The 24,318-nt window shown below is 65.6% G+C and carries 17 protein-coding genes; 6 read left to right on the forward strand and 11 right to left on the reverse strand.

What is annotated here, in order from left to right:
• Nucleotides 1-152: 152 nt before the first annotated feature.
• Complete coding sequence (locus NDI76_RS17090) at nucleotides 153-1,406, reverse strand: orc1/cdc6 family replication initiation protein (RefSeq protein ID WP_310925355.1); 1,254 nt, start codon at nucleotides 1,404-1,406, stop codon at nucleotides 153-155.
• A 1,142-nt stretch (nucleotides 1,407-2,548) separates the two neighbouring features.
• Between NDI76_RS17090 and NDI76_RS17095 the strand changes: the two genes are divergently transcribed.
• The 5 genes from NDI76_RS17095 to NDI76_RS17115 all read left to right on the forward strand — a co-directional run bounded on the left by NDI76_RS17095 (nucleotide 2,549) and on the right by NDI76_RS17115 (nucleotide 10,025).
• Nucleotides 2,549-2,971 carry a helix-turn-helix domain-containing protein gene (locus tag NDI76_RS17095; RefSeq protein ID WP_310925356.1) on the forward strand — a complete coding sequence of 141 codons (423 nt, stop codon included), beginning with the start codon at nucleotides 2,549-2,551 and terminating at the stop codon, nucleotides 2,969-2,971.
• Between the two features lie 257 nt (nucleotides 2,972-3,228).
• The gene (gene rdfA, locus NDI76_RS17100; RefSeq protein ID WP_310925357.1) at nucleotides 3,229-3,894 is read left to right on the forward strand and encodes a rod-determining factor RdfA; all 666 of its coding nucleotides are present in this window, start codon (nucleotides 3,229-3,231) and stop codon (nucleotides 3,892-3,894) included.
• A gap of 138 nt (nucleotides 3,895-4,032) precedes the next feature.
• Nucleotides 4,033-5,976 carry an archaea-specific SMC-related protein gene (locus NDI76_RS17105; protein ID WP_310925358.1) on the forward strand — a complete coding sequence of 648 codons (1,944 nt, stop codon included), beginning with the start codon at nucleotides 4,033-4,035 and terminating at the stop codon, nucleotides 5,974-5,976.
• A gap of 769 nt (nucleotides 5,977-6,745) precedes the next feature.
• Nucleotides 6,746-9,205, forward strand: a complete 2,460-nt coding sequence (locus NDI76_RS17110; protein WP_310925359.1) for a BGTF surface domain-containing protein — start codon at nucleotides 6,746-6,748, stop codon at nucleotides 9,203-9,205.
• Between the two features lie 493 nt (nucleotides 9,206-9,698).
• Complete coding sequence (locus NDI76_RS17115; RefSeq protein ID WP_310925360.1) at nucleotides 9,699-10,025, forward strand: winged helix-turn-helix domain-containing protein; 327 nt, start codon at nucleotides 9,699-9,701, stop codon at nucleotides 10,023-10,025.
• 50 nt (nucleotides 10,026-10,075) lie between these two features.
• Here the strand turns inward: NDI76_RS17115 and NDI76_RS17120 are convergent, their stop codons facing one another.
• Nucleotides 10,076-10,477 (reverse strand): DUF7970 domain-containing protein, encoded by a 402-nt coding sequence (locus NDI76_RS17120; RefSeq protein WP_310925361.1) that lies wholly within the window; start codon nucleotides 10,475-10,477, stop codon nucleotides 10,076-10,078.
• On the reverse strand, nucleotides 10,470-11,285 hold the full coding sequence (locus NDI76_RS17125) for a ParA family protein (protein ID WP_310925362.1): 816 nt from the start codon (nucleotides 11,283-11,285) through the stop codon (nucleotides 10,470-10,472). The genes NDI76_RS17120 and NDI76_RS17125 overlap by 8 nt, the downstream gene beginning before the upstream one ends.
• Before the next feature lie 1,192 nt (nucleotides 11,286-12,477).
• On the opposite strand from NDI76_RS17125, the gene NDI76_RS17130 reads away from it, so the two are divergent.
• Nucleotides 12,478-13,026, forward strand: coding sequence for a GNAT family N-acetyltransferase (locus NDI76_RS17130; protein WP_310925363.1), 549 nt, complete (start codon nucleotides 12,478-12,480; stop codon nucleotides 13,024-13,026).
• Nucleotides 13,027-13,059: 33 nt separating this feature from the next.
• On the opposite strand, the gene NDI76_RS17135 is transcribed toward NDI76_RS17130, so the two are convergent.
• From NDI76_RS17135 to NDI76_RS17170, 8 genes are all read right to left on the reverse strand, one after another.
• On the reverse strand, nucleotides 13,060-14,970 hold the full coding sequence (locus tag NDI76_RS17135) for an IucA/IucC family protein (protein WP_310925364.1): 1,911 nt from the start codon (nucleotides 14,968-14,970) through the stop codon (nucleotides 13,060-13,062).
• 18 nt (nucleotides 14,971-14,988) lie between these two features.
• Nucleotides 14,989-16,383, reverse strand: a complete 1,395-nt coding sequence (locus tag NDI76_RS17140) for a lysine N(6)-hydroxylase/L-ornithine N(5)-oxygenase family protein (RefSeq protein ID WP_310925365.1) — start codon at nucleotides 16,381-16,383, stop codon at nucleotides 14,989-14,991.
• Nucleotides 16,380-17,048, reverse strand: a complete 669-nt coding sequence (locus NDI76_RS17145; protein WP_310925366.1) for a GNAT family N-acetyltransferase — start codon at nucleotides 17,046-17,048, stop codon at nucleotides 16,380-16,382. The genes NDI76_RS17140 and NDI76_RS17145 overlap by 4 nt, the downstream gene beginning before the upstream one ends.
• Entirely contained in the window at nucleotides 17,045-18,865 is a 1,821-nt protein-coding gene (locus NDI76_RS17150) for an IucA/IucC family protein (RefSeq protein WP_310925367.1), read from the reverse strand. The genes NDI76_RS17145 and NDI76_RS17150 overlap by 4 nt, the downstream gene beginning before the upstream one ends.
• A complete protein-coding gene (locus NDI76_RS17155; RefSeq protein WP_310925368.1) occupies nucleotides 18,862-20,349 on the reverse strand; it encodes a pyridoxal phosphate-dependent decarboxylase family protein in 1,488 nt (495 codons plus the stop codon). The genes NDI76_RS17150 and NDI76_RS17155 overlap by 4 nt, the downstream gene beginning before the upstream one ends.
• On the reverse strand, nucleotides 20,346-21,716 hold the full coding sequence (locus tag NDI76_RS17160; protein WP_310925369.1) for a diaminobutyrate--2-oxoglutarate transaminase: 1,371 nt from the start codon (nucleotides 21,714-21,716) through the stop codon (nucleotides 20,346-20,348). The genes NDI76_RS17155 and NDI76_RS17160 overlap by 4 nt, the downstream gene beginning before the upstream one ends.
• Before the next feature lie 287 nt (nucleotides 21,717-22,003).
• A complete protein-coding gene (locus tag NDI76_RS17165) occupies nucleotides 22,004-22,738 on the reverse strand; it encodes an SOUL family heme-binding protein (protein WP_310925370.1) in 735 nt (244 codons plus the stop codon).
• Nucleotides 22,739-22,944: 206 nt separating this feature from the next.
• Nucleotides 22,945-24,195, reverse strand: coding sequence for a Zn-dependent hydrolase (locus tag NDI76_RS17170; protein ID WP_310925371.1), 1,251 nt, complete (start codon nucleotides 24,193-24,195; stop codon nucleotides 22,945-22,947).
• Nucleotides 24,196-24,318: the final 123 nt, after the last annotated feature.

Consider the following 24,318-nt stretch of genomic DNA (forward strand, 5'->3'; position numbering starts at 1 on the left):
TTTGAAATCGTACGTGATACGGACGCCGCTCGAACAGCGGACGCGGTGGTGTCGAAAGCGAACGGCAGTCGGCACAGAGTCGGAAGGCTCCGGTCTCAAAACAGCGGACACGGCGGTGTTCGGGACCGCGTCGAGCGCACCGGTGCGGGCGCCTACGCTCCGTGGAAGTCTTCGAGCGTCGTCGGTTCGTCGTCGCCATCGACGTAGGGGTTGATGCTGTCGTGGACGCCGACGAGTTCGACGGTGTCGGCCATCGCCGAGAGGATGAGTTCGACGTCCATGTCGAGCGCGTACTCCCGGTAGGTTCCGCCGCGTCGCCCCTCGTTTCGTTCGGTGACGGAGACGATGCCCAGCATGGCGAGTTCGCTCAGGTGGTCTCGCATCCGACGGGGGACGAGAGGGTCGCGGTTGGCGAGTTCGGCGAAGCGGGTGTAGCGAGGGCGGACGTCACGCGAGCGGATGGGCGTCTCTCCCTCCAGATCCAGGGTGAGGAGCGCGTAGAGAACGAGGTGGCCGTGCTCGGTGAGTCCGTTGATTCCCTCTTTGATACGGCCGCGTTCGAGCGCTCGACGTCCGCGTCGGACGTGACTCTCCTCGATGGAGTCGGTCTCCTCGTCGCGCGCCAGGTCGCCCGCCTTCATCAGGAGGTCGATGGACTGGCGAGCGTCGCCGGCGTCTTTCGCCCCGTAGGCGGCGCACAGCGGGATGACCTCCTCTGAGAGGACGCCCTCGTGGAAGGCAACTTCGGCGCGCTGTTGGAGGATGGCGCGGAGGTTTTCGGCGTTGTAGGCGGGGAAGTGAATCTCCTGTTCGCACAGCGAACTCTTGACTTTCGGCGAGAGGTCGTCGCGGAAAGAGAAGTCGTTCGAGATGCCGATGAGACCGATTTTGGCGACTTCGAGGTTACCGTTCGCGCGGGCGCGGGGGAGTTGATAGAGGATGCTGTCGTCGTTGACGTGGTCTATCTCGTCGAGGACGACGAGGACGCTGCCCGCCCGGTCGTCGAGTTCGTCCCAGAGCATCTCGTAAACCGAGGCGAGCGGGTAGCCCGTCGTGGATATCTGATTCGACTCCGAGCGGAGGCTGTTGACGAGGCGGGTGGCTATCTGGTAGGAGCTGGTGAGGCCGTCGCAGTTGAGAAAGGTGACCGAGAGGTCGATGTCGTCGTACTGCGCGGCGTCCTCCCGGAGGTGCGCGAGGAGATACTTCGTCGCCGCCGTCTTCCCCACGCCCGTCTTTCCGTAGAGGAAGATGTTGTTCGGTTGCTCGCCGTTGATGACGGGTTGGAGCGCCGCTTGGTACGTTCGGAGTTCCTCGTCGCGGCCGACCAACTGCTCGGGCTGATAATCCTCCCGCAGGGCGTCCCGGTCCCGGTAGATGTCGTTGTCCCGCTCGAACAGCGCCATGGACACGTCCTCACGGGCACTATTGATAAAACCACCGCGTCCGGAGTGTCCGCTGTTCTGTCCGTATATAAAGAACGGCGAGAACACACCCCCTCCACTTTGTCCGCAGTTCCGGCGCGAGCGGGGGTGGGGGGGAGTGGCGGTCGGAACGATGGTCCTTTTGGGCCGACAGATTTATTATATCACACCGCAAGTTACTCCGTAGTCCTCTTAGAGCGGAGAACGAGAGAGATATCGAACGAGTTCCCCGCGTTCAAGCGGTTCGAACCGGGATATCGCCGGATGCTCTCGCGCGGTGGCCGCCGCGTCGCCCCAGACGGAAGCGGTTCTCCGGCTACCCCCCCACCCCCCTTCGACGGGCAGAACAGCGGACACGGTGGAGGGGGTGTGTGGACCGAACGACGGACGACGCCACAGAACGTGGGACCGGTGACCGGCCTCTTCATCTGTCAGCGGCCATCTCGACACCGAACACGCAGGAATACGCTCGAGAAAGTAACACAGCCGGAAAGTCCCGTGTTCGGACTCCCGTTCGACGACCTCCGGACTGGCGGACGTGGAACCTCTTGGGTCCGTCCCAGTATCGTATCTCCTCTCGTCGCCGAAGAACAGCGGACACGGTGGTGTGGGTCGGACGGTTTGAGAGCCTATCCGAGGCGGGGACCAACTGTTCCGGCCACCGCGGAGCAGATGCGCAACGCGCGAGTGACGGCCGTTCCGAATCCCGTGTTATCGGCCGCCGTCCGTGAGTTACTCCGGACGAGGTGGTGTCGACGACCGAAGCCGACCCGACTGCTCGGTCCGACCGACGGGTCGTCGTGGGACCGGTGCAGTGTAACCGAGAGCGATGCGACCGACCGTCGGGAGGCCCGAGCGGGTCCGCCCACCGGAACGGCGGACACGGTGGTGTGTCCCTCGATAGCGCCGCCGGAGCGACCGACCGACTGGGGCCGCCGGTTTCACACGAGCACGAGCGCAACCGAATCACGCCGAACTGCGAGCCGTCCCACCCCACAGACCGAGAACGACCGCCTCCTGAACACCACCCCGTCCGCTGTTCCGTGTACGCTCTCTGCCGCCCGTCTCTCTTCGGCGCCGACGAAAGTGCTTAGAGTTAAGTCCGGTCCCCGAGTGCGGCGAACATGGTCAAGCTCGACGACGTGGACCCGGACGAACTTCGTCGCGCACTCGCGGATGCGGGGTCGGCGAAGGAGGCGAAACGTCTCGTCGTCGCCTTGGATTACCTCGACGGTGTCGCGGTGTCCGTCCTCGCGGAGCGCTACGGTATCCCCCGCTCGACCCTCTACTACTGGCTCGACAGATTCGAGGCCGAACCGGTAGCCGAGGCCATAACCGACGAGGACCGCCCGGGTCGCCCGCGAAAGCTCGACGACGGGGACCGACGGCGACTGCAGGACCACCTCGACGCGGCCCCGACCGAACACGGGTACGAGGGCGACCAGTGGACTCCCGAACTCGTCAGGGACCACGTCGAACGGACGTTCGGGGTCTCCTACTCCGTCGGACACGTCCGCCGACTGCTTCGAGAACTGCGGACGTCCTGACTCGTCGATCTCTAATTCGTTTCGTCTCCTCGGCGGGCGCCGACCCCCGTCATGTCCGACCAGATGCGACCGGGTCCGGCAGGGTACGCTCGGCGGGTCGACTGGATCTAACACGAGTCGGAACGACCCCGAACACGAGTCCGGGCGATTTCGACCGGACCGACGCGGGTTCGCGCGAGTTCATGATGTGCCTCGTGACCAGCCGGGAAACGAGGCGGAACGTATTTACTGGCGCGCCCTCTCACTTCTACCGTTCAATGAGTAGCGAGGAGAACGAGACGGCGAAACGCGGACGCCGAAGTAAAGTCCGCCGGCTCATCGACGAGTACGGTCTCGACGGGGAGGGCGAGCGACTGGAAAACCTGTGGACGGCGGCCCGTGACGACCGTCTAAGCCTCCGCGAACTCGCCGACGACTTCAACCGACGGCTGCTTCGCGCGGTGATGGTCGAGGCGGGAATGAACCCCCTCGACGGCGAAGTCGAAAACACCTACCGCCTGTTGACCGCCGACGACGTCTCGAGCGGGATGCAGACGCAGGCGAAACAGACGCTCGAACGCGAGGGAATCGATACCGAGAGTCTCCAGAAAGATTTCGTCTCTCACCAGGCGATACACACCTACCTGACGAAGTACCGCGGTGTCAAGCGTGACGAGCAGACGGACGAAGACCGCGTACAGAAGGGTCTCGACACTATTCAGCGGCTCCGGAGCAGGACGGCCGCCGTCTCCGAGAACATCGTCGAAAATTTGGCGAACACCGACCGGATTCAGATCGGCGAGTTCGAGGTGCTCGTCGACGTCCGCGTGTTCTGCCGAGACTGCGGAACGCAGTACGACGTCCAAGACCTCCTAGAAGAGGGTCGCTGTGAGTGTGGCGGCGAACTCGCCGCCGCCGCGGGCGAGACGAACGCGACGGAGTAACTCTCTTTTGCAGAGCCACGAGGCGCCCGCGACACCCGCTCAGCGGCGTCGGCGTCCGGTAACCTTACAGCGGTATTTCTGTAACGCCCTTCTGCCGTGTACTGAAGTATTATATGCTCTCGCCCAGAGTCATGAGCTATGAGTCAGGCACAGTCTGCGGCAGAGGCCGTCACGCTCCACGTCGAGAATATCGGCGGTATCGCGGAGACGACGGTCGAGTTCGGTCCCGGCGTCACGGCGCTCGCGGGCCGGAACGCGACGAACCGAACGTCCCTCTTGCAGTCCATCATGGCGGCTCTCGGCAGCGACAGCGCGTCGCTGAAAGGCGACGCCGACGAGGGATCCGTGAGCCTCACCGTCGGAGACCGAACCTACACTCGGACGCTGAAGCGGCGCGGAAGCACCATCGTCACCGAAGGCGACCCGTATCTCGAAGACGCGACGCTCGCCGACCTATTCGCGTTCCTTCTGGAGTCGAACGAGTCCCGGCAGGCCGTCGCTCGCGGCGACGACCTCCGCGAACTCATCATGCGGCCCATCGACACCGACGCCATCCAGACGCAGATTCGCGAACTCGAAGAGGAGAAACGCGAGGTCGACAACGAGATATCCGACCTCGACTCGCTGGACGGGCGACTCCCCGAACTCGAGGAGGAGCGGCAGTCGCTGAAAGAACAGATCGAGGAGAAACGCACCGAGTTGGAGGAGAAAGAACAGGAGATAGAGGAGGCGGACGCCAACATCGAGCAGTCCCGCGACGACCGCGACGAGTTGGAGTCCCGACTGGACGACCTCAAGGAGGCGCGGTCGGATCTCGAGGACGTTCGGTACGATATCGACGCCGAGGGCGAGAGCATCGAGGCGCTCGAATCCGAGCGCGAGGAACTGACGACCGAGCGCGCGGAGATACCCGACGAACTCGACGGGGGCGACGAGATAGAGTCGCAGATCGCGGACCTCCGCGACCGGATGCAGCGGGTCGACTCCAGCGTCAATCAGCTTCAGACGGTCATCCAGTTCAACGAGGACATGCTGGAGGGGACCAGCGCCGACGTCGCCGCCGCCCTCCGCGACGAGGACCAGGACGGCTCGGTCACCGACGCCCTCGTCGACTCCGACACCGTCGTCTGCTGGACGTGCGGAACCGAGGTCGAGACGAGCCAGATCGAAGAGACGGTCGACCGACTCCGTTCGCTCCGCCGCGAGAAGCTCGACCAGCGCAACGACTTGCGCGACGAGATTGACGACCTCGAAGACGAGCGGAACGAACTCGAACAGCTCCACCGGCGCCGCGGTCAACTCGACGACCGGGTTCAGAGCATCGACCAGGAACTCGACCGCCGCCGCGACCGACGCGAGTCGCTGAAGGAGGAGCGCGAAGAACTCACCAGTCGCGTGGAGACGCTGGAGTCGGAAGTCGAGACGCTCGAATCCCGCGACTACGGCGACGTCCTCGAACTGCACCGCGAGGCGAACCAACTCGAGTTCGAGATCGGTCGGCTCGAAAACGACCTCGACTCGACGGAGTCGGAGGTCGAGTCGGTCGAGTCCCGACTCGACGACCGCGAGGGATTAGAGCAGCGCCGCGAAGAGATCGCAGACGAACTCGCCGACCTCCGGACGAAGATCGAGCGCATCGAGTCCGAGGCCATCGAGGAGTTCAACAGTCACATGGATACCGTCCTCGACATCCTCGACTACGGCAACCTCGACCGCATCTGGATCGAGCGCACCGAACAGACCGTCCGCGAGGGTCGCCGGAAGGTGCAGAAGTCGATGTTCGACATGCACATCATCCGGAGCGCCGATAACGGCACCACCTACGAGGACACCATCGACCACCTCTCCGAGAGCGAACGCGAGGTCACCGGACTCGTCTTCGCCCTCGCGGGGTATCTGGTCCACGACGTGCACGAGACGGTGCCGTTCATCCTCCTCGACTCCCTGGAAGCCATCGACTCCGGGCGCATCGCCCAACTCGTCGACTACATCAGCGAGTACGCCGACTACACCGTCGCCGCACTCCTCCCCGAGGACGCGGCGGCGTTGGACGACGACTACGAACGCATCCAAGAGATCTAGCGGTCCCTCTTTTCGTCTCTTCCGCGCGCCGGCGTGTCGGGGAAAGCGGCCGTCCGCACCGAGCACACCCTCGGGAAACATATTCCGTTGCACAGCGCTACTCTTTCCGTCAACGCTTCGTGCGAACTCGTCGCCGTAGATACGTTACGAATGTAATCTTGTCATAGCCGACTGAAGCTACTCTCTCTTTCGGCTCGGCCTCTTTCGATAGAAATCCGCGGCGTCGACGCGAACTCTGCGGCGAGAATCTCCGAGTCGGACACTCGTTTTTTTCTTTTCTCAGTTTTCCCTTCGGCCCTTCGACCCGTCTTCTCTTGTCCAATTACTTCTTTTCTACTCCCGCGTTCTCTCCCCTCCCGATATCGAAAAGGAGTGCACGAGTCAGTCGTCCCCTCTTTGTCCTCCCCCGATAGCCTTCCAGTATCATATACGATTCTGGATGCGGAAATTTCTAAAAATTCTAAAATATGCAAAAATTTAGCAGACGAAATGTCGATACACTGAAGATAGAATCAAAAATAGAGAGAAATATAGATAATAGTAGATCCGAGCACCTACCGGTGATTACCAGAAAAAATACTCGGGAATTCTCTTCTTTCTAACGTCTCTCGGCGCCGCTGACCGAACGACGGGGTCCACGATACAGAAAATATTTATCAACGAATCCACGATTTAGAGTTGGTATCTGATAGTGTGATGATGGGAATACGGCTCTTTGGCTTCGTAGCACAGTGGTAAGTCGATCACACTGACAAGATAACAGCAAACTATGACAAAAGCAAACGACATGCGTGCCCTCCTGATGGCGGCGCTCGTGGTTCTGTCCGTCTTCGCTGGCGTCGGTACGGTCAGCGCCATCGATACGAGCACCGTCGACGACGACAGCGCTCAAAACGTCGCCGTCGGACAGGATACGGCGAGACAGGAAGTCGTCTTCGAGACGACCCTCGACGAGGATGAGAGCGAAGACATCAGCATCGACACGAACGACATCCCGAACACCGACCTCTTGGCCGTCGGTGTGACGTTCGACGGGAGCGGAAACTTCTCCGTCTCGGATAAATCCGTCGACGACGGCGTCGCCGAGTTCACCGTCCAGAACGACGGCGACGACACGGAGACGGTCGAGGTGACGGCGACGCTCGTGTACGACACGAGCGAAGCCGAACTCGACGACCTCGGCGAGTACGACCTCACCGTCGACGGCGACGGGACCGACGGGGAAACCGCCTCGTTCAACCTCACGGCGAACGCCGTCGGAGACGGCGACGTCAACTTCCAGGGCGAGACTGTCCATGTCGACGTCAGTTCCCTGAGCGGTGACCTCGTCCTCCGCGAGGTCGAGGACCGCGGCGACGAGGAGACCAGCTTCATCTCCCAGCTCACCCCCGAGAACGGCTACGTCGAAATCGACACCGACGACCTTGAGGGCGACTACGTCGTCATGGGTGAGGACGGATTCGACAACGGCGTCTTCTTCGAGATAGCCGAACAGGACCTCTCCGCGGAGTGGGACGAGGATTCGGTTACGCAGAACGACGAGGTCGACCTCGTGTTCGACTCCGGCCGCGGTGACTACCTCGTCGAGGTCAGCGCCGACGGTCTGGACGCCGACGAACTGGAGATCATGTTCGGCGACGCGAGCCAGTACGTCGCCACGAACGAGGAAGATGACAGCGTCTACCTCGAAGGCGACACTGATACCACCATCACCGCCGAGGTGACGGACGACATCGACGCCGGCGAGTACGACTTCGAGTTCCAGGTGACGGACACGACCGCGTCCGACTCCGACGAACTCGAAATCGGCGAGGAGAACCGCAACATCGACTTCTCGCAGTCGACCTACACCGAGGAAGTCGGTGACCTCGCCGAGATCACCGTCCAGATGGAGGACACCGACCAGGCGTACGTCTTCCTCGGCGGCGACGACGTCAACTACCTCGAAGCCGTCAGGCTGAACGACGACGACGACGACGGCGAGGTGACGTTCTCGTTCAACACCTTCACCGGGAGCGAGGACGGCACCGACCCGTTCGAGCTCGTGAGCGAGGACGACGAGATCGAGACGGTCACCGGCGACATCGACGTGACCGAGGGTGAGATCGGCGACAACCTCGACGGTGAAGTCGACAGCCGTCTCGAACCCGGCGACTACGACCTCCGGGCGAGCACGTCGCTGCAGTACAACGCCGACGAAGACGAAGTCGAGGACGAACAGGACATCGCCGTCCTCGACCTCGTCGGCCGCAGCACGAACGGCATCAGCACGCTGACCGCTCCTGGCGGGAGCGCCGACGGCTTCGACGACACCGAGGAACTCATCGAGAGCGCCAATCAGAGCGATACGGTCGCCATCGGCGACCGCCTCGTCGTGCGCGTCGACGCCAGCGGTGTCAGCGGCATCATCAACGAGGACGACATCGACTCGCTCCAAGAGAACGGCGTCTACCTCGGCATCGAGGAGACCGACGCGGGCGCGAACGCCGACGAAGAGTCCATTCCGTTCGACGGCGGTAACGCGGCTATCTACCGCGACGAGTCCGTCGCCGAGAATCAGTTCTTCGTCGTCTTCGAGACCGACCAACTCGACCTCGACGAGGACGCGGAGTACCAGGCGTACTTCCGCGTCGGCGAGGAGGGTGAGGACGTGATCGACTACGTCGACGAAGACGAGGAAGAACGCGTCTCGACGACGTTCACCGCCGAAGAACCCGACGCGAACCTCGATCTGAACGACGACGACCAGTACGAGGTCGTTCGCTCCGAAGAGGCGACCGTCCAGTTCGATACGAACCTCGCGGGCGGTTCGGAAGTCACCGTCCGCCTTCGCAGTTCGGAGTCGAACTCCGCGTTCCTGCTCTCGAACACGGTCGAGACGACCGCCAACGGTTCCGTCTCCACGACGTTCGACACCTCCGACATCGAAGCCGGAACCGAGTTCGATATCTCCGTCCGTAGCGGCGGAAGCGACCTTGCGAACGAGGACGGCGTCATCATCAACCAGACGACGCCGACGCCCTCCGACACGCCGATGGACACGCCGATGACCACGGACACGCCGACGGATACGCCGACGGATACGCCAACGGACACGCCGACGGATACGCCGACCGAAACCGAGACGAGCACCCCCACCACGACCGGGGGTAGCACGCCCGGGTTCGGCGTGGTCGTCGCCGTGACGGCACTGCTGGCCGCGGCCCTGCTGGCGACCCGCCGCGACTAGCGACCGACGACCGCCGGAACCGGCCGACGCCGGTTCTCCGGTGTACTCTCGATTCGCTCGGACCCGCTCCGAATTCGGGTTCCGATTTTTTGCGCTGCATCCGTGAGAACTGCTGCTCGACCGAATCTCCGGTTCACTCGCAGCCGTGACAACGAACGAACAGCTTCGAGCATCGGCGAACGGCACTTTCGGCGTCGCACCCCGGGGGTTACGGCGCTCGAACCGTGCTTCGCGGCCGCGTCGGTCTACCGATATCCGTCACCTATGCTCGTGACGGTGCGGTATCTCCTGTCTCCGGAACAGATTCACGGCCGAATCGCGTTCCGGCGATTGAGGGATTTATACATCTACAGACGGTGTGAATGAATACGGGACGCGGGAGTTCCGCGGTGTGTACGCCGCGCGGGGGTGGTGAACGCTCACTGCACTCGCGTGACCGCGCGCCGGACGCGCGGCGCACCGCACACGTTCGCGCGAGTTCCGAACCTCTACTATGATTCGTGGTGATACGACGACCGCGTCTTGGAACGCGATGTTCGACTCGCTCGCGCACGCGACGCGCCGTCGCGTGCTCGCAGAACTGACCGACAGCGCCGACGTAAGCGTCGACTCGCTCTCGCGACGAACCGACCCCGACGCCAGTCCGGAGACGACGCGGACCACGCTCTACCACGCCCACCTGCCGAAACTCGAACGTAACGGGTTCATCTGGTGGGACAGGGAGAACGACACGGTCGGCCGCGGCCCGCGATGGGAGACCGCCGAGTCCGTCCTGACGGCCGCCGACTATCTCACGGGGCGGCCGACGTCGCGCCCGTGAACGTAGTGGCATCCCGGACCGACCGAACGTCTCCCGGTTCTCTCTTCCTCCTACTCACCGTCCCGCGTTCCGACGATGACCTCGGCCACCTCTTCGGGGTGGTCGGCGGCGACGCGGACGAGGGCGTCGTGGAACTCGCGCCCCGTCACGTCGCGGACGTCGTGGTCCCGCCGAAGCAGCGACTCGACCTCGAACTCGGCGTCGTCCATCACCGACAGCGTTTCCGACCGGACGTAGACGCTCTTGGCCGTCGTGTCCTCGAACTCGAACGCCGGACCGAACGACGACTCGGATTCGGCCTCTTTCGTCTCCGTCTCGGGTTCTGACTCCGGTTCCGGTCCGGACGCCGATGTGTCGGCGTCGCTCGCGCTCGTTTCCGCCCCTTCGACGGCGTCCGCCTCGGGTTCTTCGACCACGTCGCCGAGCCCCGAAAAGCGGTTCTCGTCAGGCATCGGTGCCTCCGTTCTCGACGACCTGCGCCAGTTGGTCGAGTCTGTCGAGCATGTCGCTGCCGGCGTCGTACTCGCGGAGTGTTTTCCCGTCGCGCCAGGCGCGACTGAACGCGATGCGGTGTCTGATTCCGGGCCCCGGCGACTCCCCGAACCCTTCCGAACGCGCGAACGCGGGGAGATACTGCGCGAACGGTGACGCTTCGAGGTCGTCGATGATGCGTCGCTCCTCGTTGTTACCGCTGAGGTCGTTCGGAACGATGGCGAGGATGTCGAGGTCTACCTCGTTGCGGATGGGCCGGACTTGCTGTTCGACCATCCGCTCGAACCCGGAGACGCTGGGTTCGCTCATGAGTAGGGGAACGATGAGATTGCCCGCCCCGATGAGCGACGCGTCCGAGAGCGGTCCGAGACTCGGCGGCGAGTCGATGACGATGTAGTCGTACTCCTCCCCGAGGAGGGGTTCGACGATGCGCCGCCGGACCCACAGGATACCGAACGTCGAGTTCCGAATCCGGTCTTCGATATCGTCCAAGTCGACGTGTGCGGGGAGGAGGTCGAACTCCTCGCGGTCGTGGATAATCTCGCGCACGTCGACCGGGTCGTCCTCGGTCAACACGTCGCCGATGTGTGGACCGTCTGTCTCGTACAGTTCTTTCTTTCCGACGCCCTCGGTCGCGTTGCCCTGCTGGTCGAGGTCGACGAGGAGCACCTCGTTCCCCCGCGCGGCCAGTGCGTCCGCGAGGTTGATCGCGATGGTCGTCTTCCCGACCCCGCCCTTCTGCAACGACACGCTCACTGCGCGCGCCATCTACTCTGTCCCCCGTCCGAACCGCGTTCGAGTTCTGCGCATGGTGGATTTTGTGAAGTTTTTGGAATTTGTAGACTGTTTCAGCAGTCTACACGCTGTCGGCTGTTTCCACGGCATCGTATATAACTCTGCGTCAGACGCTGTGGGAGTTTTACACATTTGAGAATATTCAAAATTTGTAGAATTTCTAGACGGCTCTCGCGCTCTCCGTTGGTCGCAATCAACCAGCAAAAGTTTCCCAACCTCACGATTCTTGGAATTCGCACAAATTCTAAAATCTGCAACTCTCCCGCAATCTTCTCCTCACTGGCCGAAATTCTACGGTTCCCACCGGCTTCGCACAGTCTACAATTTTTACGCTCTCCGAGACCTCGTCGGTGTCCCACATCCCGTCCTCGATTCGACGACCCCCCCCCTCCTCCGTTCGACTCGACGAACCCCCCGGCCCTGTCACCCCTCGATGGGTGCCGACCGCTGCTTGGTCTGCCTCCTGTCGCTCCCTCGCCCTCCCGTTCGTCGCCGCCCGCACTCTACACTCTTTACACACTTTACAATTCTCACAATTTCCACAAATTCTAAAATGTTTTCTAGGGAAGTTTACAAATGCAACCCTCGGTGTCGACTCCTTCGGCCGTTCCGACGGCCGACGGGTTCACCGCGACCCAGAAACGGTGCTCGGAAAGCAGGCTGATGAGAGCCGAACCGGATGGATATCTCTCCGACCGATCTGTCGCTGTGAGGTGACCGACGGCGAATGAGGGGCCGGCGAAACCAGTTTAGGACCGATTCGACGACGTCGCGAAGAACGAGGCGAAATCGAAGATACCGGCTCCGGGTCGGGTTCGATAGAGACATCCCGAGTGGAACGCGAACTATCATCGACCGTCGCACGGTCCGCCGTCGTCGTGTTCCTCTACGCTTCGAATCGGGGGTTACCGCCCCCGTTTCTTCCGGTTTCGGTCGCCCGACGGTCCGCCCCGGACTCGAAGGCTCGTCCACACGGGCTTCCCTCCTCCCCCGCCGGCGTTCGATAAACCACTGAGTGATTTATCTACCCTTCTCACCCCCGATCTCAACCGTCGTCCCGAACTGAGGTCAGGTGTCCTCGCGTCGGTTTCTCGCCGTTCGCTGCGCCGAACCTGTCGTTCCGGCGGCCATCGCACTTTACTGGCGAGGTGATGAGGGTTCGTGTATGTCCGGACCGGCGTTTCTCCACGGCGACGGCGTTACGCTCTGCCCCGCCGACCAGTCGGACCTCGGATTTCTCTGCGAACACGAGAACGACCCGCGAGTTCGGTCGTCGCGAGCGGTCATCACGCCGACCAGCGCCGACCAGGTTACGGCCCGCCTCGGCGGGACGATGGGACAGAACGAGGAGAGCGTCGGTCTGTTAGTCCGCGCCGGAGGCGAGCGAGTCGGGTTCGTCTACCTCGTCCGCGAGGAGTCGAACGCCGTCGAATTCCAGTTCGCCGAGGTGGCCTACTGGGTCGCACACGAACACTGGAACGAGGGCTACGCGACGGCCGCCGTCGCGGCGATGGTCGAGTACGGGTTCGACGAACTGGGTCTCCACCGGGTAAAAGCCGCCACGTTCGCCGACAACGAGGCTTCGCAGCGAGTTTTGGAGAAAGTCGGCTTCGAGCGGGAGGGCGTCGCTCGCGAGGAGGCGTACGTCGAGGGGACGTGGCGCGACTGCGTCGACTACGGCCTCCTCGAAGGCGAGTGGCGGGATGGAGACTGAACCGCGCGTCGCAGTGCGGCCCCCACTTTCGACCTAATCGTCGGCCGCGTGCGGTCGTGCCGCGTCATCGGCATCGTCCTCGGCGACGGCGTGCAGCGGGTTCCGCACCGTTCCGTGCTCGGCGGCGTGCGGGCGCCCCGGCGCGTCGTCGTAGCCGTACTCGAAGATGCGGTTTCGATTCAGCGCGAGTTTCGTGAACTCCGGTCGGAGCAGGTCGAACAGTTCGAATCTGTCCTCCAGTTCCGGGAACTCGGCTTGGTAGGCCAAAACCGCCTCCCTGGCGTGGGTCCAGAACCGCTCTTCGGCGTAGTCTTCGTGCCGTTCGAGTACGTCCGCGACGTACCGGAGGACGCAGACGAACAGCCCCGAGAAGACGAACTGACACAACCCCTCCGGCGGTTCCTTCCGGAGCACCTCGTGCACCTCGTCGGGGAGCGCCTCCAACTCGGGGAGCGGTCTGTCGCTCACGTTCACGTCGTCGACGAAGTCCTTGACCGCGAGTCTGGATGGAACGCCGTCCTCGACGACGAGGATGGTGTTCTGCCCGTGCGGCGAGAACACCGTCCCGTAGCGGTAGAGGTAGTGCAGGAGCGGCGGGAGTACGGTCTCGAAGAACTCAGAGAGCCACTCGTCGGCGGTGAGCCCCGACGCCTCGATCAGCCGCGAAACGTAGGGGACGCCCTCGCCGTCGACGTGCATCAGCGACGACAGCGTCACCGCCCGCTCTTCGTCCTCTAAGAACTCGTATATCGGCTCCCGCCACACCGTGCCGAGCAGTTCGTGGTACTGATACGGCGACCCGTCGATGTCGGTGAAGTCGTCATGGTCGTAGTTCAGACCGGCAACCTCGCCGGGGAGAATCAGTCCTTCCTCCCGCAGGAACTCGTCGTTCTCGCGGATTCCCTTGACGTACTCCGTCACCGTCGGCGCGAGTTCCGTTCGCTCGCCGGGCAACCCGCGCCAGACGAGCGTGTTCAGGATTCGCATCGGCACTTTCACGTGGTGTTTCGCCTCCGAATCGACGTTGACGAACGTCCGCACCGACTGCTGGGGGAGGTACTCGTCCGGTCCCTCGCCCAGTGGAACGATGTCGTCGCGGGCGATGTCGTCCGGAAACAGGGGGACGACGCTGTGCTCCCACTGCCAGTCGTGCACCGGGAGGAAGTAGTAGTCGTCGGGGTCCAGACCCTCCGATTCCAACCGCTCGCGGAACGTCCCGTAGCGGTCGCCGAGTTCCCCCTTCACGAGCGAGTCGTGGTCGAGTTCGTCCGTCGAGACGAACGTCGCCTTCTCCCTGCTGATGGCGACCCACGACAGCGTGACCGGGTTTTTGGTCTCGGGGGCGTACTCGCGGTAGTCGTCGTATCCCCACCCGAGGCGGCCCTTGTTGTACGTGAGCCACGGATGGCCGTCCATCTCTCCCTCCAGTTCGGCGTAGCCGAGGTCGAGCGGGTCAAACTCCCCGCCGTCGTCCGTCCGTCGCCGCGCTCTCGCTTCGACGTGCGCGTCCGCGAGGAGCGTCCGCTTGTACTCCCGCACGAGGTTCCCCTCCGTCAGGCCCTCGAGTTCGGTCGATTCGCCGACGTCGCGGAGCAGGGTGAGCGGGTCGCCGAGGTCGTTCCACCCCTCGTCCCCGCCGCTTCCGGCGGTCGTCCCGTCGGTCGCGCGTCGCTCCACGCTGTCGCCGTCGACGGACAGGCTCTCCATCAGTCGCTCCTCGGCGCGGAAGCGGTAGGCCGCGTCGCCGAGTTCGAAGCGGTAGGTGCCGCCGTCGGACGCGGAACCGGCCTCTCGGTCGCTTCCCGCACCCGTTTCGACCCGTTCGGGGTCGACGATTTCCTCGTAGGCGAACTCTTCGAGCATCTTCGCGAGGAGTCGGCGCTCGACCGTCTCCCACACGTCCGCGTCCAGTGCGTCGTCTCGGATAGTGTCGTTCGGATTCATGATGATAGTCTTCGGTCGTCAGTCGTCTCTCGTCGCCGCGGTCGGTTCGCTCTCCGTTCGGGAAGCGCCCGGTGCGTGCTCGACGAACCGGTCGAGCGAGAAGTCCTGATACACGGTGTCGACGTCTTCGGGGTACACCTCTCGACCCGCCAGTCGGTTGACGAACTTCGTGTTCCGGTAGCAGCCCAGACCGAGGTCCGGGACGCCGACGCCGTGCGTGTGGAGTTCGGCGTTCTGCAGGAACACCTCGCCCGGCAGGTCGATTTCGAGCCGGTGGTCTTCGGTCACCTCGAACCGCCCTCGCTCGTCCCACGATATCTCCTCCTCCAACGGTTCGAGAAAGCCCGGCGTCGGCCGCTCGTAGCCGGTGCCGCAGACGACTACCTCGCTCTCGTGGACGAACGACTCGTCGGTCTGCCACTGCCGGCAGTCCAACGCGTAGGCGTCGCCGACGGGCTCGATATCCCGAGCTTCGGTCATCGCGAACAGGCCGACGTCGGGCTCTCTGTCGCCGATGGACCGCCGGTACAGCAGGTCGTAGATGTCGGCGCTCGTCTCCGGGTCGACCCCCTTATACAGCAGGTCCTGGTTCGGAATCAGGTCGTCTTTGACCGCTTGGGGGAGGTCGTAGACGTACCGCTCGTACTCCGGAGTGAAGTGCTGGAGGCCGAGTTTCGAGTACTCCATCGGGAAGAACCCGTCCGAGCGGGTGAGCCAGTCGAGCCGGTAGCCGTGCTCGGATTGCCGCTTCAGCAGGTCGTAGAACACCTCCGCGGCGCTCTGTCCCGACCCGACGACGGTTATCGACTCGGCGGACAGCGCGCGCTCGCGGTTGTGGCGGTACCTCGCCGTGTGGAACACGTCCTCCCCCGAGTGCCCCCGCAGTTGCTCGGGAATCTGCGGCCGCGACCCGACGCCGAGCGCCACGTTCTCGCCGCGGTACTCGAACCGTTCGCCCGTCTCGGCGTGTCGAGCGACGACGACGTACTCCTCCCTCTCGCCGTCCCAGCGTACGTCCGTCACCTCCCGGCTGAACCGGCACGCGTCGAATTCGTCGACGACCCAGCGCAGGTAGTCGTCGTACTCGCGGCGGGGAATCTGGAACGTCTCGTAGAAGTAGAACTCGTAAATTCGCCCGGTCTCCCGCAGGTAGTTGAGGTAGCTGTAGGGGTTCGTCGGGTCCGCCAGCGTCACGAGGTCCGCGAGAAAGGGCACCTCCAGCGTCGTGCCGTCGAGGAGCATCCCCTCGTGCCAGTGGAACTCGGCGTCGCGTTCGAGGAAGACGGCGTCGACGTCCGCGTCGGAACCCTCTAGGAGGGCCGCGAGTCCGAGGTTGAACGGGCCGACGCCGACTCCGACCACGTCGCGCGTCTCCGTTCGCTCGCTCCCCGCTCCGTCGTCTTCGGCCGTCATCGACGCACCTCCGTCGGGCGCGCCGGCCCGTCGGCCCCATCGCCCTCGAGCACCTCCGCCTCGAATCGCTCCCGCTCGCAGACCAACAGCACGGCGTCCTTCCCGGCCTCCTCGAAGCGGAACTCCCCCTCCGACTCGAACCCGCAGCGCTCGAAGACGCGAATCGCGCGGTCGTTCCGCGCGTCCGGTTCGGCTATCACGCGTTCGGCGTTCGAGCGCTCGAACTGCATGGCGACGACGGCGCGCAGCAACGGGCGCGCGTAGCCGTGCCCGAGGTACTCCTCGGGGCCGACGAGCAGGTGCACTCCCCTGTCAGCGGGGTCGGCGTCGTAGTGGTTTGCGACGTCGTCGTCGGCCGCCCGATAGCACTCCCAGTAGCTCATCGGGACGTGGTCCAGACAGCCGACGTAGGGCGTCAGATGGTCGTCCGAGAGCTTCTCGGCCAGTCGCTCGCGGAACTCGGTGGGAGGAAGGTCCAACTGCCAGTACGGCTTCACGTGGTCGGACCCGAGCCACGCGTGCAGTCGCGCCGCGTCGCGTTCGAGCGTCGCCGGACGAAGCGAAATCGTCCTGTCTATCTCCGGGTCGTATCGCCGATAGCCGTCGTCGCTGTCGTAGCCGGGCCGGTACTCTTCGGTCTCGGGCGTCTCGTTCGTTCCGTTCATCGGTCGAGTTCGGTGACGAGCGGGTTGGTCACGTCCGCGTAGACGGACTGTTCTTCGAGTTCGTTCTCCAGTTCGTCCAGCCCGCGGAAGCGGGTGAGGAGGTTCCCCTTGCAGGGCACCGTCGGCGACTCCAGAAGGGGGTCGAGAAAGTCGGAGTCGGGGTGGTCGTAGCGCTCGCGGGCGCGTTCGAGTTCGTCGTACAGGAGTCCCAGGAGGCGGCGCTCGTCGACGAGTCCGGCGGTTCCGAACGCGTTCACCACGTCGAAGGCGTTGTTCAGCACGACGTAGTAGCGGAGTCGCTCGTCGGCGACGGCGTCCGGGCAGACCGTGTCCGCCCGCTCCCCGACGCCGGGGAGGTAGGCGTCGACGGCGTCGTACCGCGACTCGGGGAAGTAAAAGCCCTGATTGTCGCGGTAGCGGAACTCGCTCGGGTAGCCCTCGTCGTCGAGGGTGAGCACCGAGTTCTGCTGGTGCGCCTCGACGCCGACGCCGCCTTCGAGGTAGAGCCACAGGATGGGCCGAATGCCGACTTCGAGGTAGCGCCGGAACCACTCCTCGCTCACGGCCGCCTCGCGCCGACCCTCTCGCTCCGCGATGGACGAGACGAGGCGACCCAGTCGTGATTTCCCCCGGATGGCGTCCTGACACAGCGAGACGACGGGCGTCGAGCGCTCGCCCGTCTCGCCGCGGAAGGGGTTCGCGCGCAGGATGGTCTCCAGCCCGGATTCGGGTCCCTCCCCGACGTCTAAGGCGAGGTACGCCGGGTCGCGGACGACGTCGAAGTCGGGGAACTCGGACGCCAGTTCGTCGCCGAACTCGGTCGCCAGGAGTTCCGCGACGGCGACGCCGCGTTCGAGTTCGGCGCGCTTGTTCGTCCGCACGGAGTTCGTGATGGCGACGTTCATGGAGGATTTGACCATGAACGGCGCGTCGGGGCTGTACAGCGTCCGCACGGAGGTGCTCGGGTAAAACGTCCGGCCGACCGCACCGAGGTGTTCGAGTCCGTCGCCGAGGTGTGCTCGAACGTGCGGGCGGTCGAGCAGATAGTCGGCCTGCCAGGGGTGGACCGGCAGGAGTACGTCGTCGCTCTCGACGTGCTTCGCGACGAACGACTCGGAAACTTCGGGGTCCGCCCGGAGCACCTCCTTCACCCACGACGCCGCGTCCCGGTCCAGCGCCGAGTCCGAAGTAACGAGGTCGGGGTCGGCGCGGACGTACTCCAGCGGGAACGACCCGCGCAGTTCCGGCGCGTACGTCCCCCGATTTCGCTCCGAGATTCCCTCGCGGCTCTTCGGCGTCGGGTGCCGGTGGTGACCGAAGACGAGGGCCTGCTCCGCGTCCCGGAACGTCACGCTCTCGCCGTAGAGTCGCTCCTCGTCGCCCGCGCGTGCCGCGACGAACGACTCGACCGCCCGTTTGCTTCCGAGGACCCGCGCCAGCAGTTCGTCCGGCACGGCGTCGCCCTCGCGCGACAGCGAGAGGTCTTTGACCACCAGCGAGGCGAGCGTCGCGGCGTCGGCGGGGTGCGCGTCTCCCCCCGGCAGACGGTAGCGAACCGGCGTCTCGAATAGGTGCCGCTCGGTCGGCGAGCGGTACGAGAGCGGCGCCAACAGGTCGATTCCCTGCGCGGGGAGCGTCGCTCGGAGGAGGCCGCCGGGACCGGGTTCGACCCCGGCGACGGCGGCGTCTTCTCCGTCGAGCACCTCGTACGCGCCCGTCTCTCGCAGGTAGCAGTTCAGGAACGCGTGAACCGTCGCGTCGTCGGCGCGTTCGGCGGCGTCGACGGCGCCCGTCTCGCGTTCGACGCCGAGGCTCACGCGACCACCCCGCGTTCGGCGGCGAGTTCGTCGCCGCAGTCGCGGATTACGTCGAGCATCGCGCCCACGTCGTCCGGCGTCGCCGTCGGATTCAACAGCGTGAACTTCAGGCTCGTCACGTCGTCCACTTCGGTCCGGGCGACGACGGCCCGGCCGTCGTCCAGTAGTCGCCGACGAACCGCGGCGTTCAGTCGGCTCACTCCCTCCTCGCTCATCTCCGCTCGGGGACGGTAGCGGAAGACGACGGCGTTCAGCGTCGGTTCGCGAACGAGTTCGAAGTCGTCGGCCGACTCGACGAGTGACGCGGCGTCGTCGGCGAGTTCGAGCGTCTCGTCCACGAGGGCCGCCATCCCTTCGCGCCCGAGGGCGCGGAAGGCGACGTACGGCTTCAGCGCGTCGAACCGCCGGGTGGTCTGGACCGACTTGGCGACGAGGTTCGGGACGCCCGCCTCGTCGTGGTCCTCGGGGTTGAGGTAAGCGGCGTTGCGCGCCATCCACCCGAAGTCGTCGCCGTCGCCGAGCAGCAGCGCGCCGCAGCTGACGGGCTGGTAGAACAGTTTGTGGAAGTCGACGGCGACGGAGTCGGCCCGGCCGACGCCGTCGAGCAGGTGGGCGTGCTCGTCGCTCAGCGCCACCGCGCCGCCGTAGGCGGCGTCGACGTGGAACCACAGGTCGCGGGCGTCGGCCCTCTCGGCGAGTTCGGAGAGCGGGTCGACGCTCCCGAAGTCCGTCGTCCCCGCCGTCCCGACGAGCGCGAACGGGCGCTCCTCGCGCGCGTCGAGTCGTTCGAGCGTCGCGTCGAGGGCGTCGACGTCCATCCGGTACGCCTCGTCGGTCGGCACCGAGACGACGGCGTCCTCGCCGAGTCCGAGGTGGTGGGCGGCCTGCGCGGCGGTGAAGTGCGCCTCCGCCGAGCAGAGGATGCGCAGCGACTCCGCCTCCGGCGGGAGGCCTTCGGCCTGCACGTCCCGGTCGAACCGGCGCCCGCAGTATCGGTCGCGCGCGAGCAGCAGGGCTTGGAAGTTCGACTGCGTCCCGCCGCTGGTGAACACGCCGTCGGCGCCGTCGGGCAGGTCGAACAGGTCGCAGAGGGCGTCGACCAGTCGCCCTTCGAGCACCGTCGCGGCGGGCGCCTGGTCGAACGAGTCCAGCGACTGGTTCGCCGCCGTCAGCATCGCCTCGGCGGCCAGCCCCGGAACCATCGGCGGGCACTGCAGGTGCGCCGCACAGCGCGGGTCCGAGGTGGCCACCGAGTGGGGGAGCACTCGCTCGGCCGCTTCGTCTATCGCCGCGTCGAGGCCGGCGCCCTCCTCGGGAAGTACCGGTTCCTCGAACAGGTCGCGGAGCGCAGCGGGAGACTCGCCGCTGTAGGGCTGTTCGCCGTCCGCGAGACTGTCGAGGACGGCGTCGGTCGCCCGCCGCATCGACTCCCGGTAGGCCGCGTCGCCCGACTCGGAGCCGAGGAAGAGGTCCTCTCCGTTCATGCCGTCACCCCCGTCTTCGCCTCCTCCTCGACGGCGGCCGCGACGGCCTCGTCGAATATCGACGCCACGTCGTCCAACTCGTCGTCCGAGACGGTCAGCGGCGGGAGGAACCGCGCCGTCGCACTCTCGCGCCCGCCGAGTTCGACGACGAGTCCGCGGTCGAAACACGCCGCGCGGACGGCCGACGCGAGGTCGCCGTCCGGGGGGTGGGGTCCGGGGCCGCGCCAGTCGCCGTCCGGGTCCACGAACTCCACGCCGAGCATCAGGCCGCGGCCGCGCACGTCGCCGACGGCGTCGAACTTCTCGGCCGTCGCGTCGAGGCTCTCGCGCAGGCGTTCGCCCGCCTCGGCGGCCCTGTCGGCCAAGTCGTGCTCCAACACGTAGTCGATGGTCGCCTCGCCGGCCGCCATCGCCAGTTGGTTGCCGCGGAACGTGCCCGCGTGGGCGCCCGGTTCCCACGCGTCCAGCGACTCGTCGTAGACGACGACGGCGAGGGGGAGGCCGCCGCCGACCGCCTTCGAGAGCGTCACCACGTCGGGCGTGATTCCCGCGTGCTCGAAGGCGTACGTCTCGCCCGTCCGACCCAGACCGGTCTGTATCTCGTCCAGAATCAGCGGCACGTCGTGCTCGCGCGTGATTTCCCGCATCTCGCGGAGCCACTCGTTCGGAGCCGGAATCGCCCCGCCCTCGCCCTGCACGGGTTCGAGAATCATCCCCGCGGGTTCCGTGACGCCGCTCCCGGGGTCGGCGAGGAGGTTCTCCGCGTACTCGCCGGCGAGTCGGTGCCCCTCCTCGCCGCCGACGCCGAACGGGGGGCGGTAGTCGTACGGGTAGGGAAGGTGGTGGACGTGCCCCGGCAGGCCGCCTATCGGCTCCTTGGCCTCCGTGTCGCCCATCAGCGAGAGCGCGCCGCTGGTCATTCCGTGGTAGGCGCCGCCGAAACCGAGGATGCTCCTGTTTCCGGTTGCCGTCCGGACGAGTTTCAGCGCCGCCTCGACGGCGTCGGTGCCGGCGGGGCTACAGAACTGCACCTTCGCCCGCGAGGCGAACTCGTCGGGAAGACTCTCGAACAGCGAGTCCACGAACCGCTCCTTCGCGGGAGTGGAGATGTCGAGCGTGTGGAGCGGTCGGCCCGCATCCAGGACGCGTTCCATCGCGTCGACCACGCGAGGGTGGTTGTGCCCGAGGGCGAGCGTTCCGGCGCCCGCGAGGCAGTCGTAGTACTCGTCGCCGTCCATGTCGACGACGGTGAATCCGCGCGCCTCGCGGATGGCGAAGGGGAGGTGGCGGGGGTACGTTCGGGCGTTCGACTCGCGGTCCGTCTGCTGGGAGAGGATGGCGCCGTTGCCGGCGTTCTCGTACGTCACGGCGCATCACTTCCGGAGGCGTTCGAACCGGTCGCACGGCGCGTCCAAACGAGGGTGCTCTGTGACTGCATGCAGTTTTAGGCTGACCTAAACATACGTAAAAGCACCGAGTTTTAGGTGGACCTAAAAACTAAGGCGGTGCGGTCCCTCGTGGAACGACGGAGCGATGTACGACTCGACGCCGAGCGTCGCCACTGGGGCCGATTCGCCGTGCGGAGGGCGATTCGCGGGGGTCGCCGGGGGCGTCGCCTCTTGATTTAGGACGGCCTAAAATAACTGTTCGGGTTCTACGACCCGTCGGGGTTTCCGTCGACGTCTACTGCGGCGGCCACCTCGTTGCGCCGCATGAACGGCGGCGTGTACGGGTCGTTGTACCGCAGGAGCGTCGGTTCGCCGCGCGGTTCGATACCCTCGCGTTCGAGCGTCGCGCGAAGCGAATCCTCGGCGCTCGCCACACGCCGGTCCGTCGCTCGCCACGAGAACGACGTCACGGCTACCGTCCGCGGCCCTTCGACGACGAGTCGGACGTCGGGGTCCGTCGGCGTCGGCGCCGTCTCCTGCGTGTACTCTGCGGGGAGGAAGAACGCCATCCTGACGCCGTCGTCGGCCTCGTCGGTGCGGACGGGGGCGGTCATCGACACGTTCGATCCGTTCGACTCGTCCGCATTGCCCTCGACGCGGGCGGCCGCCGTCGACGCCGACTCGCCGTTTCGCCTCCCCTCCCCGCGCTTGGGGTCCTCGTCGGTGCGAACCGGCGCGGTCATCTCGACGCTCTCTGACCCCTCGTTGGCGCCCGAGATGTAGTCGAACAGTCGGCGGAACGCCGTCTCCTCGTCCCGCGCCGTCGTCTCCGCGAGGAGCGTCCGCGGGTAGCGCCGCAGTTCGACGCGTCCACCGTTGAGGGAGCCGAGCGTCTCGTACGGGACGCGCTCGGCCGACCGGGCGCTGTAGACGCCCCATCCGACCCACGCCGAGAGCGCCGCGCCGACGCCGCCGAGGAGGAGTTTGGTTCGCGCGTGCATACGTTCTCGTGGTCTCGCGAGGGTAAAACTCCCTCTCTCCCTCCTTCCCCCCGCACCCCCCATCCCCCCGCTCACCCTCCGTCGCCGCCGCCGCTACCGCCCCCGCCGTCCGGTCGTCGCGCTCTCTCGCCTCCACTCGTCGCTGCTCGCGCCTACCCCGGCCCGTGAGCGGGCGGCGGTTCGAAGCGCGCGATTCGCGGCCCCGCTCACTCGTTCGCCAACCGACGAATCCCGCCGGCGAGCGCCCGCGTCGCGTCGGCGCAGTCGTCCCAGTCGGTCCACTCGCGGGGGTTGTGCGAGATGCCGTCCTCGGAGGGTGAGAACAGCATCGCGGCGTCGGTGGCGTCCGCGACGTGCATCGTGTCGTGCGCCGCGCCGGAGATGAGGTCGGTCGATTCGAGGTCGAAGTCGCCGGCGCCCGCGTGGATCGCTTCCTGGCACCGTTCGGCGAGGGGGGTCGGCGCCACGTCGAGGTCGACCTCGAACGTCGTCTCGACGCCGCGTTCGGCTTCGAGTCGCTCCAGCGTCTCCTTCACCCGGTCGGTGATTCGGTCTATCGAGGCCGCCTCCACGTCGCGGATGTCGACGGTCAGGTCCACTTTCCCGGCGATGACGTTCGGCGCGTTCGGGGAGACGTTCAGCTTTCCGACCGTCCCGACCGCCGACTCGCTCTCCGTCTCGACGATTTCTCGGGCCTCCGACTCCACGTCGAGAACGAGTTCGCTCGCGGCCGCCATCGCGTCCGTTCGCTCCGGCATCGGCGTCGTGCCGGCGTGGTTCGCCTCGCCGATCACCTCGACGTCGCAGTGGAAGATGCCCGTCACGTCCGTGACGACGCCGACCGGAATCCCGGCGTCTTCGAGGCGAGTACCCTGCTCGATGTGGAGTTCGAGCCACGAGTCCCACGCGCTCGCGTCCACGACGCCCTCGCCGTCGTAGCCTATCGACGCGAGCGCCGATTCGAGTGTGGTGCCCTCGTCGTCGGTGAGGGCGAGGGCGTCCTCGACAGGGAGTGCGCCCGCCGAGACGGACGACCCGAGCATCCCACCCGCGAAGCGCTGGCCCTCCTCCTCGGTGAAACAGACCACCTCGACGGGGCGAGCGAGTTCGGTGCCCGCCTCCTGCATCGCGCGCACGGATTCGAGTGCGGCGTACGTTCCCAGCGGACCGTCGAAGATGCCGCCCTCGGGCACCGAGTCGAGGTGGCTGCCCGCGGCGACCGGCGCCGCGTCGGCGTCGGCCGATTCGGGCGTCCACCGCCCGACGATGTTGCCCACGCGGTCCACTCGAACCTCCAAATCAGCGTCTTCGAGGCGCGATACGAACAGGTCGCGCGCCTCTCGGTTCGCCTCCGTTCCCGTCAGGACGGTCCGGCCGCGGCCTTCTTCGCTCTCGATGCGTCCGAACTCGGCGGTCGCTTCGATGTCCTCGCGCAGTCGCTCCTGTGAGACGTTCATGGGTGCGATGTAGTGCCGGTGGTTATCAATGGACGGTCTCCGGCGACGCGTGCGGGGACCGGCAGGAGGAGGAACGGACGACGACCGAGCGAACGCCGGCCCGACCCAAACGGATTTGGCGCC

This window comes from Halogeometricum sp. S1BR25-6, from assembly GCF_031624495.1.
Taxonomy (GTDB): domain Archaea; phylum Halobacteriota; class Halobacteria; order Halobacteriales; family Haloferacaceae; genus Halogeometricum; species Halogeometricum salsisoli.

Coding starts and splice junctions, on each gene's coding strand:
- NDI76_RS17120 (WP_310925361.1), bottom strand. CDS start 10,477: ATGCCTGACGAGAACCGCTTTTCGGGGCTCGGCGACGTGGTCGAAGAA.
- NDI76_RS17105 (WP_310925358.1), top strand. CDS start 4,033: ATGAGTCAGGCACAGTCTGCGGCAGAGGCCGTCACGCTCCACGTCGAG.
- NDI76_RS17115 (WP_310925360.1), top strand. CDS start 9,699: ATGATTCGTGGTGATACGACGACCGCGTCTTGGAACGCGATGTTCGAC.
- NDI76_RS17170 (WP_310925371.1), bottom strand. CDS start 24,195: ATGAACGTCTCACAGGAGCGACTGCGCGAGGACATCGAAGCGACCGCC.
- rdfA (WP_310925357.1), top strand. CDS start 3,229: ATGAGTAGCGAGGAGAACGAGACGGCGAAACGCGGACGCCGAAGTAAA.
- NDI76_RS17095 (WP_310925356.1), top strand. CDS start 2,549: ATGGTCAAGCTCGACGACGTGGACCCGGACGAACTTCGTCGCGCACTC.
- NDI76_RS17125 (WP_310925362.1), bottom strand. CDS start 11,285: ATGGCGCGCGCAGTGAGCGTGTCGTTGCAGAAGGGCGGGGTCGGGAAG.
- NDI76_RS17130 (WP_310925363.1), top strand. CDS start 12,478: ATGTCCGGACCGGCGTTTCTCCACGGCGACGGCGTTACGCTCTGCCCC.
- NDI76_RS17090 (WP_310925355.1), bottom strand. CDS start 1,406: ATGGCGCTGTTCGAGCGGGACAACGACATCTACCGGGACCGGGACGCC.
- NDI76_RS17165 (WP_310925370.1), bottom strand. CDS start 22,738: ATGCACGCGCGAACCAAACTCCTCCTCGGCGGCGTCGGCGCGGCGCTC.
- NDI76_RS17110 (WP_310925359.1), top strand. CDS start 6,746: ATGACAAAAGCAAACGACATGCGTGCCCTCCTGATGGCGGCGCTCGTG.
- NDI76_RS17155 (WP_310925368.1), bottom strand. CDS start 20,349: ATGAACGGAGAGGACCTCTTCCTCGGCTCCGAGTCGGGCGACGCGGCC.
- NDI76_RS17145 (WP_310925366.1), bottom strand. CDS start 17,048: ATGAACGGAACGAACGAGACGCCCGAGACCGAAGAGTACCGGCCCGGC.
- NDI76_RS17140 (WP_310925365.1), bottom strand. CDS start 16,383: ATGACGGCCGAAGACGACGGAGCGGGGAGCGAGCGAACGGAGACGCGC.
- NDI76_RS17135 (WP_310925364.1), bottom strand. CDS start 14,970: ATGAATCCGAACGACACTATCCGAGACGACGCACTGGACGCGGACGTG.